The 12,517-nt window shown below is 47.6% G+C and carries 13 protein-coding genes and 1 pseudogene; all 14 read left to right on the forward strand.

The annotated features are described in order from the left end of the window. Position 1 precedes the first annotated feature (1 nt). The 14 genes and pseudogenes from fliF to GX019_08970 all read left to right on the forward strand — a co-directional run bounded on the left by fliF (position 2) and on the right by GX019_08970 (position 12,476). The gene (gene fliF, locus GX019_08905; protein ID HHT37275.1) at positions 2–1,513 is read left to right on the forward strand and encodes a flagellar M-ring protein FliF; all 1,512 of its coding nucleotides are present in this window, start codon (positions 2–4) and stop codon (positions 1,511–1,513) included. Positions 1,514–1,524: 11 nt separating this feature from the next. Further along, positions 1,525–2,529 carry a flagellar motor switch protein FliG gene (gene fliG, locus GX019_08910; GenBank protein HHT37276.1) on the forward strand — a complete coding sequence of 335 codons (1,005 nt, stop codon included), beginning with the start codon at positions 1,525–1,527 and terminating at the stop codon, positions 2,527–2,529. Then, the gene (locus GX019_08915; protein ID HHT37277.1) at positions 2,522–3,292 is read left to right on the forward strand and encodes a hypothetical protein; all 771 of its coding nucleotides are present in this window, start codon (positions 2,522–2,524) and stop codon (positions 3,290–3,292) included. The genes fliG and GX019_08915 overlap by 8 nt, the downstream gene beginning before the upstream one ends. Further along, positions 3,282–4,601 (forward strand): flagellar protein export ATPase FliI, encoded by a 1,320-nt coding sequence (fliI, locus tag GX019_08920; protein ID HHT37278.1) that lies wholly within the window; start codon positions 3,282–3,284, stop codon positions 4,599–4,601. Before GX019_08915 ends, fliI begins: the two co-directional genes overlap by 11 nt. A gap of 14 nt (positions 4,602–4,615) precedes the next feature. Next, positions 4,616–5,041 (forward strand): flagellar export protein FliJ, encoded by a 426-nt coding sequence (gene fliJ / locus GX019_08925; protein ID HHT37279.1) that lies wholly within the window; start codon positions 4,616–4,618, stop codon positions 5,039–5,041. 12 nt (positions 5,042–5,053) lie between these two features. Next, entirely contained in the window at positions 5,054–5,572 is a 519-nt protein-coding gene (locus tag GX019_08930) for a hypothetical protein (GenBank protein ID HHT37280.1), read from the forward strand. A gap of 12 nt (positions 5,573–5,584) precedes the next feature. Continuing rightward, positions 5,585–7,300 carry a hypothetical protein gene (locus GX019_08935; protein HHT37281.1) on the forward strand — a complete coding sequence of 572 codons (1,716 nt, stop codon included), beginning with the start codon at positions 5,585–5,587 and terminating at the stop codon, positions 7,298–7,300. A 14-nt stretch (positions 7,301–7,314) separates the two neighbouring features. Then, a complete protein-coding gene (flgD, locus tag GX019_08940) occupies positions 7,315–7,764 on the forward strand; it encodes a flagellar hook assembly protein FlgD (protein ID HHT37282.1) in 450 nt (149 codons plus the stop codon). A gap of 22 nt (positions 7,765–7,786) precedes the next feature. Beyond that, on the forward strand, positions 7,787–8,146 hold the full coding sequence (locus GX019_08945) for a hypothetical protein (GenBank protein ID HHT37283.1): 360 nt from the start codon (positions 7,787–7,789) through the stop codon (positions 8,144–8,146). A gap of 72 nt (positions 8,147–8,218) precedes the next feature. Beyond that, the gene (locus GX019_08950; protein HHT37284.1) at positions 8,219–9,478 is read left to right on the forward strand and encodes a flagellar hook protein FlgE; all 1,260 of its coding nucleotides are present in this window, start codon (positions 8,219–8,221) and stop codon (positions 9,476–9,478) included. A 51-nt stretch (positions 9,479–9,529) separates the two neighbouring features. Next, on the forward strand, positions 9,530–10,333 hold the full coding sequence (locus tag GX019_08955) for a flagellar motor protein (protein HHT37285.1): 804 nt from the start codon (positions 9,530–9,532) through the stop codon (positions 10,331–10,333). Positions 10,334–10,373: 40 nt separating this feature from the next. Further along, positions 10,374–11,051 (forward strand): annotated as a pseudogene (locus GX019_08960) (OmpA family protein). A 6-nt stretch (positions 11,052–11,057) separates the two neighbouring features. Continuing rightward, entirely contained in the window at positions 11,058–11,516 is a 459-nt protein-coding gene (locus tag GX019_08965; protein ID HHT37286.1) for a flagellar basal body-associated FliL family protein, read from the forward strand. Between the two features lie 12 nt (positions 11,517–11,528). Beyond that, complete coding sequence (locus GX019_08970) at positions 11,529–12,476, forward strand: hypothetical protein (protein ID HHT37287.1); 948 nt, start codon at positions 11,529–11,531, stop codon at positions 12,474–12,476. Positions 12,477–12,517: the final 41 nt, after the last annotated feature.

The raw sequence follows: 12,517 nt of genomic DNA on the forward strand, positions 1-12,517 counted from the left end.
AATGGAGACACTAATATCTTCGTTAAAAAACACTTGGAACAATCTATCTCTGCCTACCAGAATAGCCGGTGGCGTAATCGTTTTGGCTGCTTTTATATCCTTGATTCTAATAGCAGTGCTGTCCGGACCGGATTATCAACCCCTGTATACCGGCTTGTCCCTGTCCGATGCTGCCGAAATAACAAGTACCCTAGCAGAGAACGGAATTGATTACAGTCTCAGCGACAACGGCAGTACCATTCTGGTCCCATCTGATTTAGTCTATCAGACTCGAATCACCTTAGCAGCCAAAGGACTGCCGAGCGGTGGAGTTGTCGGATTTGAAACATTTAACACCACTCGACTGGGTGAAACAGAAGCGGATCGACAGCTGCGCTATCGTGTCGCCTTAGAAGGAGAGCTTACGCGCACGATCCGTTCTTTAGATGAAATTGAGGATGCGCGAGTCCATTTAGTAATTCCGCCCAGCAGCTTATTTGTTCGCGATACACAACCTTCGACAGCCTCAGTATTACTGCGTTTAAAACCAGGAACATCCCTCTCTCAACAGCAGATTCGTGGTATTGCTCATTTGCTGGCAACCAGTGTTGAACGGCTGGCTCCCGAAAACATCACCATTGTTGATACCCGCGGTAATGTTCTTAATGACTTTTCCAGTGCAAATGGAATTAATAGCAGCGCTGTCAGCCAGCGTCTGGAAATGAAATCCGCTTACGAGCAGCAGCTAGCGGCTAATATCCGGGCAATGCTGGAGCGGGTTTACGGTTACGGCAAAGTAGTGGCCCTGGTTAGTGTGGATTTTGATTTTGATGTTATTGAGCAGTATCAGGAGATTTATTCTGCTCCCACTCGCGATGGCGGTTTAATTCGCAGTGAACAGCGATTCAATGAGTATTACTTTGATGATCTGCTTGCCTCGGGAGTTCCCGGGGTTGAGACTAATATCCCCGGCTATGTCCAAGTCGATCCTGAGCAGGGCGGGGTTATGCGGCTGGAGTCAATCATTAACTATGAGCTCAACCGCACTGAAATCCACCAATCAACGCCTGCCGGAAGCATAAGAAATATGAGTGTTTCCATTTGGATCGATGGTGAGCTGTCTCAAGCAGATATAGATGCGATTGAAGCATCGGTGGCAGGAGCCTTAGGAATGAAAACAGACCGGGGTGACTATGTCTCGGTGGCCGCAGTGCCGTTTCAGTCTGATTTCAGTTTTGTCTCCAGCGAGGAAGTTATTGCTTTGAGCAGCGAGTCATCTTGGCTGTATCTAGTGATTATTGGCGTATTGGTGGCGTTTTTGGTAATTGTGATCTTGCGTCAAATCCGAATTCAAAAATCTCAAAGCCAACTAGAGCAGGGCATCGAGATTGCTGCTGCTGTTGATGAACCAGACGAGGAACTCTCGTTGGAAGAAAAAGAAAAAGTCGATGTAATGCGGCGTTTGCGGCAGTATTCCAACGAACGTCCAAAAGAGTTTGCTCAGATGATCAGAAGTTGGCTGTTAGATGATTAAGGAGATGTACAATGAGAGGAAAATTATCTGGAAGAGAAAAAGCAGCTATCTTACTGATCTCCTTAGGGCCCGAGGCATCTGCAGAGGTCTTTAAGCACTTGTCTGATGAAGAGATTGAAGATTTGACTCTGCAGATCGCCAGCATGCGCAGAGTAGACCCGGAGATTCGCCAGCGGGTCTTAAGTGAGTTCAGTGAAATGATGCAGGCGCAGGAATATGTGGAGCAGGGTGGCATTAATTATGCCAAGGAAGTATTGGAAGCGGCCCTTGGTAAAGAGAAAGCGCGTCAAATTATTGAAAGATTGACTGCTACCCTTCAGGTTCGACCTTTTGATTTTGCCCGTAAGACTGAACCCACGCAAATTTTAAGTTTTATCCAAAATGAGCATCCACAGACAATAGCGCTGGTACTGGCTTATTTACGGCCGGAGCAGGCTAGTTTGATTCTATCTGCGCTTCCCCCGGAAAAACAGGTAGACGTGGCTAGAAGGTTAGCCACCCTGGACCGCACAACTCCAGAGGTCCTGGAAGATATTGAGAGTACATTAGAACAGCGTTTATCCGCTTACGAGATTCACGATTACACAGCTGCCGGCGGCATTGATGCTGCAGTTGATATCCTCAATCAGGTTGACCGGGCTACTGAGAAAACCATTATGGAAGCCTTGGAGGAAGATGATCCTGAGCTGGCTGAGGAAATCCGCAAGCGGATGTTTGTATTTGAAGACATTGTTACCCTGGACGATCGGGCAATTCAGCTGATTATCCGTGAAGTGGATGCGAGAGATTTGGCTTTAGCGCTTAAAACAGCTTCCGAAGAAGTGGCTGATCGGATTTTCCGCAATATGTCCAAACGCGCAGCCAATCTCCTCAAAGAGGATATCGAGTTTATGGGACCAGTGCGTCTGCGGGATATCGAAGAAGCCCAAACCCGCGTAGTATCAGTTGTGCGGCGCCTGGAGGATTCGGGAGATTTGATTATCTCGCGCGGTGGGGAGGATGAACTGATTGTCTAAGATCATTAAAGCTGCTCAACTGCAGATCTTAGTTCCGGACAAAAGTGACCAAATTTTTCGCCCGGAAGCCGTGATTTCTGCTGACAGCAGTGAAATGACCCAGCAATCTGAAGGAACAATTCTCCAAGCAGCAAACCTGCTTGACGATGCTAAAAAGAAAGCCGCCGATATTATTGAGATGGCTGAGCAGCAGGCTGAAGAGATCATTGCGAAAGCTGAAGCGGAGAAGGCTAAACTCGAAAATGAGCTGGATCAGCTGATCCAGCAAGCCCAGCAGGATGGGTACGCCGCTGGCTACCAGGAAGGGCTGGATGATGCGTACCAAGATGTGAACAAGAAAACCGAACAGTTTTTGGCTGAGTTGGAAGTTATTATCGAGGCTGCAGTCAAAGAGCGGAGCGCAGCTTTGAACCGGCTGGAAGAAGATTTTCTAAAGCTTGGGGTCCTTGTAGCCGAAAAATTAATCAAGAGGGAAATTGAATCAGACCCTGCTTGGCTGGTTCCAACCCTTCGCGCTGGTCTGGAACAGCTGACTAATCATGAGTATGTTACAATCCGAGTCAATCCCGATACATATGAGATCCTTGCCGAATCAACCTCATTTGCTGATATTTTCAGCGGCAAAATATCCTGGGAAAGCGATCCTGCCCTAGCCAGACAAGACTGTATCATCGAAACAGAATTTGGAGCCGTGGACGCCAGTCTTGATACCCGCTTTGCGAAACTGAGCGCTGCCCTAAAGGAGCAGATCTATGCTGAATAATGCACGCTTAGGGCACTACAGCAGCGTTCTGAACAGTTTCAATGATTTGGAGCAGATCGGCAGAGTAACCAAAATTGTTGGCTTGACGATTGAATCCCAGGGACCGGCGGCGAATGTGGGTGAAGTATGTGCGATTTCTACCCATGACGGCAGTGAGATTTATGGCGAAGTAGTGGGGTTTCGCGATCAAACGATTATCCTAATGCCGCTGTCAGATATGACCGGCATTGGACCGGGATGCTTTGTTCGCAGCTTAGGCCATCCTTTAAGGGTTGGAGTCGGGCCAAAGCTGCTCGGCAGAGTTCTGGATGCCTTTGGCAATCCAATCGATGGATTGGGGCCGATTGAATTTGAAGAATACCGTCCTTTAACCAACAGCACGGTTCAGCCCTTAGAAAGGCAGATGATCCGCGAACCTTTATCAGTTGGTGTGCGAGCCATAGACGGCCTGCTTACCGCCGGTAAAGGACAGCGTCTGGGTATTTTTGCCGGCAGTGGTGTCGGTAAAAGTACGCTGTTGGGCATGATGGCCCGCAATACCACAGCCGAGATCAATGTGATTGGACTGATCGGAGAGCGGGGCAGAGAAGTTAGAGAGTTTATTGAGAAAGATTTAGGTCCAGAAGGCTTGGCCCGCTCAGTAGTGGTAGTTGCCACATCAGATCAATTGGCGATGATCAGACTGAACGGAGCGTTAACAGCTACCACGATTGCTGAGTATTTTCGGGACTGCGGACGTGATGTGCTGTTTATGATGGACTCGGTGACTCGCTATGCTATGGCTCAGCGGGAGGTAGGTTTGGCATCCGGAGAACCCCCGGCTACCAGAGGTTATACGCCTTCAGTATTTGCCAATCTTCCCAAGCTTTTGGAGCGGACCGGACCAGGCAAAAACGGCACTATTACAGCCTTTTACACAGTTCTAGTTGATGGCGACGACCACAACGAACCAATCGCCGATGCGGTTCGCAGTATTTTAGATGGACACATTGTTCTGTCGCGAAAACTAGCTCAGCTTCAGCACTATCCAGCCATCGATGTTTTAGCCAGTGTGAGCAGGGTGATGACTGATGTCGTTGATTCCCGCCATCTGGAGCTAGCCGGCTTGTTTAAAGCCCGATTAGCAACCTATCGCGAAGCGGAGGATCTGATTAATATTGGTGCCTATTCCCAAGGTGCCAATCCGAGAATTGACGACGCGATTCACCATATTGACCGCATCAATCAGTATCTGCAGCAGCCCGCTGATAAAGGTTCCAGCTGGGAAGAAGCTTTAGAAATGCTGCAGTATGCTATGGAAAGCCGTTAAAGTAGGGATAGATCATGGCTAGATTTATATTTCGCCTCGAAAAAGTAAAGCGGGTTAGAACTATTCAAGAAAGCCAGAAAAAGTCGCTTTGGGCCCAAGCTCAAAATGCTTTAAATCTGGAAAAGCAGAAATTAACCAATTTGAAAGCCGTCAAGACAGAAACACTTAATTATGGTTACAATCAGGTAGATTTGAGTTTGAGAACAGCAGTGTACAATTATTTAGCAAAGCTTGACCGCCTGATTGAAGCTCAAGAATTGGCAGTTCAAAAAGCTGCTCAAGCCGAAACCAAAGCGCGGCAGATCTGGTTGTTGGCACGCCAGGAGAAGGAGAAACTGGAGCGACTGGAAGAGAAACACTATGAAGAGTATGTGCAAGAGGAACTGCGCGCAGAACAAAAACTACTAGATGACATGAAAAACAACGCAGCTCAAATTTAAGGAGGATGGATTGTGGTTAAATGGCTGACTGCAATTTATACGCTGATTATTTCCGTACTGATAGCGCTGGTAATTCTTACTTTTACCGGCACCATCCATCCCCAAGACACCTTAATTCGCTACGCCCAATCTGTACCGGCGTTAGCGCCATATGTTGAAACCTATTATATTGGGGCGGATTGGGAGAAATGGCACGGTCAGCGCCAAGCAGAGCTGGAAGCGGAGAAACTGGAGCTTGAACAAATCCGGACCGAGCTTGAACTTAAACAGCGCCAGCTCGAGGAACTCAGCGACCGCCTCGACCGCCAGGAAGAAGCTCTGGCAGCCGCTAGAGAAAAACAGCTGAATACAGCCAATTTAGCTCAGCTGTATACTCAAATGCGTCCCCAAGAAGCTGTGGCGATCCTGCAGCTGATGGAGCAGGATTTAGTTTTAGATATTCTGACTGCAATGGATCATGAAACCGCAGCTGTAATCTTAGCTGCCCTTCCTCCGGATATGGCAGCGCAGTTAAGTGCTAAATTTCGTTAACAGGGAAAGGGGGTGAAGGATATACGGGTAGATGCATTAAATCTGCTTCAGCTGGGCACCACCCAGCCAACTGACACCGCAGCGCTTGACAGCAATGCGTTCCATGAGCTGCTGTCAAAGCTGGTCAATTCAGAGGAGACTCTCCAACTGCAGGAAACCCTGTCTCAATTAACTAACAAGGGAGAGCATCAAAACGCCAAACTGCTGAAGTTACTTTTGTCGCTCGCGGATTCTGAGCAGATTGAACTCGATGAGAATCTTGACCTTGACTTAAACTTTGACCTTGAGCTTGAGCCGGAGGAAAATCTCCTGCTGCAGCTTACTGCCGCAGCATCCTTGTTCCAGAATCAGGTTGAGCCAGTACCAACTGCTCTTAACAGCGAACAAGGAAGTGAAGCTGCCGAAATAAGGTCAAATACCCAAGCAGTAACCGCTCCAAGCGTCAAGATTAGACCAGAAACAGCAGTTTTGGAAGCCAGCCGCTCGGAACCAGAACACCGGATTGCGTTTCAAACATCCCAAGAAAAACCGCTTTTGGAAACGGATGAACTTAAGGCAGCAGGGGTGCAGATCGAATTTGAGCCGATGGAACTAGCTGCGGATGCTGAAGTTTTGCCGCAGCCTATACCAGAGCAGGATCCTGAGCCGAGATTAGCACAACAGAACAGGTCTCAAACTGCAAGGGAGTCACTAGTCGAATATGAAACCGATTCAGCTTCCCAAACAGACTATCAATTAGATACTCCGATTCAAGCTGTGTCAGAATCTGCTCCGGTTGAACTCGAGAGTGCACCATTATTAACTGAAATTGAAACCATTCCGGAAAAACAACCAGCGGCAGCGTTGGAACAGCATCGCTCAGCTGAGCACAGCAGCGAATCTGAGCAGCTAACAGCTGTTTCTGCTCCCACAGAGCCTGCACAGCTGGTGGAAAGCGCACCTGTTCTTAGTGAAGTTCAGACTCTTGCTGGTCCAGAGGAATCAGCAAGTGCTGCCGAAACTCAAGAGCAGCTGAAATCACCAATCGAGAGACGGGATATCTCTGCTGAGCCTCAAAATCCAGCTGAAGAGCTAGAGTTGCCAGCTATTTCCGGTAACTTGGAAACAGCAGAAGAACAAATGCAGACGTCCCACGAGTCTTCTCAAGAACTTTTGACAGCTTCAGCTGTGAGAGCAGCAAGACAACCTCAGCCTGCAGAACCCATGACTTATGAACCGAAGGCAGCTGAGCCAGTGGAAATAAGCTTTAATCCAGCGGTAAACGACGCAGTAGTCAGTGACGCGCAGTCTGTGGATAATACTGGCGCAGAAATGATTCAAAATGCTGAACCCATTATTTCACAGATTGTTGAACGGCTCTCATTTCGAGTCAATAACGGTGGCCATGAAGTCCAAATTCAGCTTAAGCCGGATTACTTGGGCAGTTTAAACATTAAGCTGACCTTGGAGAGCGGAGTGGTAACAGCTGAATTTACCGCGGAGAACCCAATGGTCGGTGAGCTGATTCAGGCAGCTTTGCCGCAGCTTAGGCTGAGCCTGCAGCAGTTGGGAATGAATTTGGGGGAAGTGAATGTGGGATTCAATTTCAATGATAACTCACGCCAGTTCAGCGACGGCAGGCAGCAGCATTCCCAGAGCAGACGCAGCAGGTATTACTCCGAACTAAATCTCGGGTTTGAGCCTGAGGCAGACCATGACAGTCTGCTGCAGATTAATCTGCGAGCGTAGAAGGAGGTGAATAGATGCAGGTAGGAACTAATTATACTAACTCCGCAACAGAGACTCAGAAAACAAACACCAACCAGTCCATGTTTAATGTTAACAGTCTGGGTAAAGATGATTTTCTACAGCTGTTGATCACCCAGCTTCGCTACCAAGACCCAACCAGTCCGGTGGATGATAAAGAGTTTATTGCTCAGCTGGCCCAGTTCAGCAGTCTCGAGCAGATGCAGAACCTCAACCAGACTATGCAGACGATGATGGAGTCGCAGCAGAAACTGACAGCCCTTGCCCAAGCAACAACGATGATTGGCAAAATGGTTGAGATTTACGCTGAGAATGGTGAAAGTCTCTTTGGTAAGGTGACTGGTGTCCAGTTCAAGAATGGCTGGCCGGAAGTTGTTGTTGATGGTAAGCTGTACAGCTTCACCGAAATCGTCTCCATCATGGAGGAGGGGACAGAGATTGGATAACAGATTTCAAATACCGAACGGAATGCACATCAGACCGGTTGGACGCCCCGCGCCACAGCGGTCGCAGCAGGCACCCGGTCAGCAGACCACGAGCTTTAACCAAGTTTTGCAGCAAAAACTGACAGAGCCTTCGCTGAAGTTTTCCGCGCATGCTCAAAAGCGGATGGCAGCTAACGGTATTAGGTTGAGTGAATCAGACATGAAACAATTAGAAGACGCCGTAGCTAAGGTTGAAGCTAAAGGCGGCAGAGAATCCTTGATTCTTATGCGTGATCTAGCTTTCGTGGTTAGTGTAGCCAATAAAACTGTAATTACGGCGATCAATCATGAACGCTTAAAAGACAATGTTTTTACCAACATTGACAGTGCAGTAATATCATAGGGCTGGACCTGAAAAGGGGGCCCTTACCTTACTAAACGACAGCGGTAAGGATAAAGGGAGGTAGATTTATTTATGATGCGTTCGTTATTTGCAGGTGTTTCCGGACTGCAGAGCCATCAAGTGAAGATGGATGTAATCGGAAACAACATTGCAAATGTCAATACAGTCGGGTATAAAACATCCCGTGCTACTTTTAAGGAAGCCCTCAGCCAAACACTGCTGAATGCCACCGCACCTCAAGGTAACCGCGGAGGTACCAATGCCCAGCAGGTTGGACTCGGGGCAGGATTAGGTTCAATCGATGTAATTCACACTCAGGGCGGAACTCAAGCCTCCAGCAGCGACACTGACCTGGCAATTGAAGGTACCGGATTCTTTATTGTTACCGACGGTGAGCAGCAGTTCTATACTCGAGCCGGTATGTTTGAGTTTGACGGCACCGGAACCTTAATTTCCAAGCTAAACGGATTTGCGCTGATGGGCTATCTTCCCGGTCCTGACGGCAAGATTTCCAGCAACACTAGTGACCTGAGCAAACTGCAGATTACTGAGCAGATGCGCTCGCTGCCGCCAACCGCAACAGACAAGGTAGCGTTGTCCGGCAATGTCGCTTCAACCACAGAGGCCAACGAGTCAATAGTTCGTGTAGCCACTGTTTATGATGCCAACGGCGATACGCACCGGGTTATTATCAGCTTTACCAAAACAGACGTCAATAATTGGACCTGGAGTGCAGTTCTGGAAGGAGATGGAACCAATACTGAGCTGGGTCCGGCAGATCCAAATGAGCGAACCATTGTCTTTAATGATAATGGAACCATTTCATCCGGAGAGACCGGCACAGTAACTATTCCCGCTTCACTGCTTGCATTAGTGGAGAACACTGATGTTGAGTTCACATTGGACTTAACTGGAGTGCGCCAATACGCTGATGAGACAAGCGTTGCCGTAACTATGCAGACTGGCATTCCCAAAGGTGACCTTGACAGCATCTCAATTGATGAGAATGGCATTTTGATCGGCAGTTACTCCAACGGTTTAATCAGAGAGCTGGGTCAAATCGCGCTGGCGCGTTTTGAGAATCCACCGGGACTGCTCAAAGTCGGGAGTACCATGTTTGCAAAATCAGTTAACTCCGGTGATCCTGTAATTAGAACAGCTAACACCGGTGGAATGGGTGGAGTGCGATCCAATACGCTGGAAATGTCCAACGTGGATTTAAGTCAGGAATTCACCGAGATGATTATTACGCAAAGGGGTTTTCAGGCTAACTCCAGGATTATTACTTCGGCAGATGAAATGCTGCAGGAGTTAGTTAATCTCAAACGGTAAGTATGGATAGGGGCTTTACAGCCCCTATCCGATAAGAAATGGGGATTCAACATGGATATATCATTATTTCTTGGTTTAATCATCGGAACCGCCCTAATGATTGGATCAATTGTTTTAAGCGGCCCTTTAAGTGCTTTTTGGAGTCTATCAAGTGTCATGATTACAATTGGCGGATCCTTTGCTGCGCTGCTTGTGCACTTTCCTATGGAAGAATTAGCCAGGCTCGGATCAATCCTTAAGGTAGCCATCATGAATCCGGAACACGATCCGCATACAATTATCGAGACTTTAGTACGCTTTGCGGAAGTGTCCCGCCGCGAAGGACTGCTGGCATTAGAAGAGCGAGCCCAAGAACTTGACGATCCATTTCTTCAAAAAGGCATTCAGCTTGTTGTAGATGGTACTGATCCAGATCTGGTCCGCAGTATTCTTGAAATTGAACTGACTTATATGGAAGAGCGGCATGAGGTCGGTCAAGATATGTTCTCGCAGCTCGGCGCCTACAGCCCAGCATTCGGAATGATCGGAACTTTAATTGGATTGATCATCATGCTTCAGGAACTTAACGATCCGGGCAATCTGGGCACGGGTATGGCAGTTGCCCTGATTACAACCCTCTACGGAGCGGTATTGGCTAACCTGGTTTTCCTGCCTATTGCCGGCAAATTGAAGCTGAAACATGATAAGGAAATCTTGATCAGAGAAATCATGATTGAAGGCATTCTTTCTATCCGCGCAGGAGAAAACCCGCGCATTGTTGAGGAAAAATTAAACGCGTTCCTGCCGAGATACAGTAAAGTCGCACGCGGTGAAGCTTTAGAAAGCGTAGTAGAGGAAGTGAGAACCAGTGCGTAAGCGTAAGATTAAGCAGCCTAAGCAGGTTGGCTCACCGCTGTGGATGACAACCTACGCTGATATGGTTACACTGCTGTTATGTTTTTTTGTCCTGCTGTACGGAATTTCTAATGTTGATGCCGAGAAGTTTCGCGGACTGATGTCCTCGCTGCGAGGTGGATTTGGCATCTTGGACGGTACTGTCGTCAGCGATGAGACTGGAATTTTTTCATCTTCATCCAATATTGCTGTTGAGCAGCTGCAGGGAATCGAGAAGCAGTTAAGCGAGTTTATTGAGTTTGAAGGGTTGAGCGGAACAGTCTATATTGAGCATGAGGATCGGGGATTGGTTGTTCGCTTTGCGGACCAAGTGTTTTTTGACTTGGGTAAAGCGGACTTAAAACCGGAAGCAATTGAGATTCTTACCCGTCTAGGACCACTATTAAAAGACATCCCCAATCCAATTCGCATTGAGGGTCATACCGACAATCTGCCGATTAGTACCGCTCGTTTCCCATCTAACTGGGAACTGTCTACCCATCGCGCTACAAGCGTAATTCGATATTTAGTTGAAGAGTTAGGTTTCAGTCCGGACAAGCTTTCCGCAGCTGGATACGGTGAGTATCGACCGATTGCCGATAATGAGACCCCAGCAGGACGAGCGCTGAACCGCCGCGTTGATATTGTGATTATCAGCATGGATCACTGGGCTGAGGAACCAAAATCAGAGATGGAGTGATAGCTGGTGAGTAGAAAAGTAGAGATTGATCTGAAGTTTATAATTATTGCCCTGGCTTTCATGATTATAGCGTCGGTTGGCAGCGCCTTTACCGCCTATTTGATGCTCGCGCCCGAGCGGCAGGCTGCCAATGCTGCTAAAGCAGATCAAACTGCCAAGGATATCGGCCCTACTTATCAGGTTGGTGATTTTACCGTCAACCTGGCAGAAACTTCATCAATCAGATTCATCCGCACCGGTTTAGTGCTTGAACTGGAAAAAGAAGGCGATCTTAAAGAGGCCGAAAAACGTGAGCCGCAGATTCGCGATCGAGTTATTTCGGTGCTGCGCACCCGTACCTTGGCTGATTTGAAGGCCCCTGATGGATTAGATAAGCTGAGAACAGATCTTATTGAATCCATTAATGAGCTGTTTGTCTCCAGCACAGTTACAGACATATTTTTCGTTGATCTGGTTTTCCAATAAGGGGAGATCACTATGAATGAATTCTTTCTGACCAAGGCTGAAATAGACGCACTACTGGAACAAAACCGCCGTTTGCACTCTTTGTTTGATCAGGAATTAACCGACATTCTGCAAGGTGCTGTTTATCTCCTCGAGAAACACTTATCCTACTTTTTAAGCGCCGGTGTATCCATCGATGGATTTTATGTAGAACGTACAACCGGAATGATGGGGACTCCGATTAAGTCCAGTGATGCGGTCATCTTTCCGGTTGAGTTCCCGCTCGGGGAAACATATGTAATTATCCGCCGAAGCGATGCACAGCATTTAGCCGCTTTCCTCAACACTTCTCTCAACCGTTCTCTGGATCTCCTGGTCGAAGAATTTACCAATGCTCAATCTGAGTTTCTTACTGAACAAACCGGCTACTGGCAGCAGGGAAGAATCAGTCATCCCATAGAACTGCGGGATTTTGAGCTGAAAACACCGATCGCAGAACTCAGTCATTTTGCTCGCTATAATATCAACTTCAATTCTTCCAGCCTGGAGCTATTTTGGTTGATGCCAGGAGAGCGAACTCGACAAAAGATTAGGTTACAGCGGAGCAGTTCTGGTGCAAAAAGGAGAGTAGAGGGTCAAAAAATCATGAATGTAAAGAAGCCCAAAATCGTAAATATAGAGCCATTTGAATTTGATTCCCTTGCCGTGGATCATCCGGAAAAAGGGAATAACGCTATTGAGATCGTAAATGATGTCACCATCCAGATCACCGCTGAGCTGGGCAGTACTCAGATGCGTCTGGAGGATATCATGAAACTAAAGATTGGTGACGTTATCTCCCTGGAAAAAGCAGCTGGAGATCCGGCTGATGTGTATGTAAGCGACCTAAATATTGCTAAGGCTGAGATTACCGTGGTCGATGATCATCTTGGTTTGAGGATTTTGGCCATGGATAACCTAGAAAATCGAATAAAATACTAGATTATGCAGGAATAATCCGGATAAACAGCGAAAGGGTCACA

It is taken from the genome of Bacillota bacterium (genome assembly GCA_012837335.1).
Taxonomy (GTDB): domain Bacteria; phylum Bacillota; class Limnochordia; order Darwinibacteriales; family DTU012; genus DTU012.

Bases quoted from the DNA above. Each gene is read 5' to 3' on its own strand.
- GX019_08970 (HHT37287.1), top strand. From the start codon at position 11,529: ATGAATGAATTCTTTCTGACCAAGGCTGAAATAGACGCACTACTGGAA.
- fliJ (HHT37279.1), top strand. From the start codon at position 4,616: ATGGCTAGATTTATATTTCGCCTCGAAAAAGTAAAGCGGGTTAGAACT.
- fliG (HHT37276.1), top strand. From the start codon at position 1,525: ATGAGAGGAAAATTATCTGGAAGAGAAAAAGCAGCTATCTTACTGATC.
- flgD (HHT37282.1), top strand. From the start codon at position 7,315: ATGCAGGTAGGAACTAATTATACTAACTCCGCAACAGAGACTCAGAAA.
- fliF (HHT37275.1), top strand. From the start codon at position 2: ATGGAGACACTAATATCTTCGTTAAAAAACACTTGGAACAATCTATCT.
- GX019_08950 (HHT37284.1), top strand. From the start codon at position 8,219: ATGATGCGTTCGTTATTTGCAGGTGTTTCCGGACTGCAGAGCCATCAA.
- fliI (HHT37278.1), top strand. From the start codon at position 3,282: ATGCTGAATAATGCACGCTTAGGGCACTACAGCAGCGTTCTGAACAGT.
- GX019_08945 (HHT37283.1), top strand. From the start codon at position 7,787: ATGCACATCAGACCGGTTGGACGCCCCGCGCCACAGCGGTCGCAGCAG.
- GX019_08955 (HHT37285.1), top strand. From the start codon at position 9,530: ATGGATATATCATTATTTCTTGGTTTAATCATCGGAACCGCCCTAATG.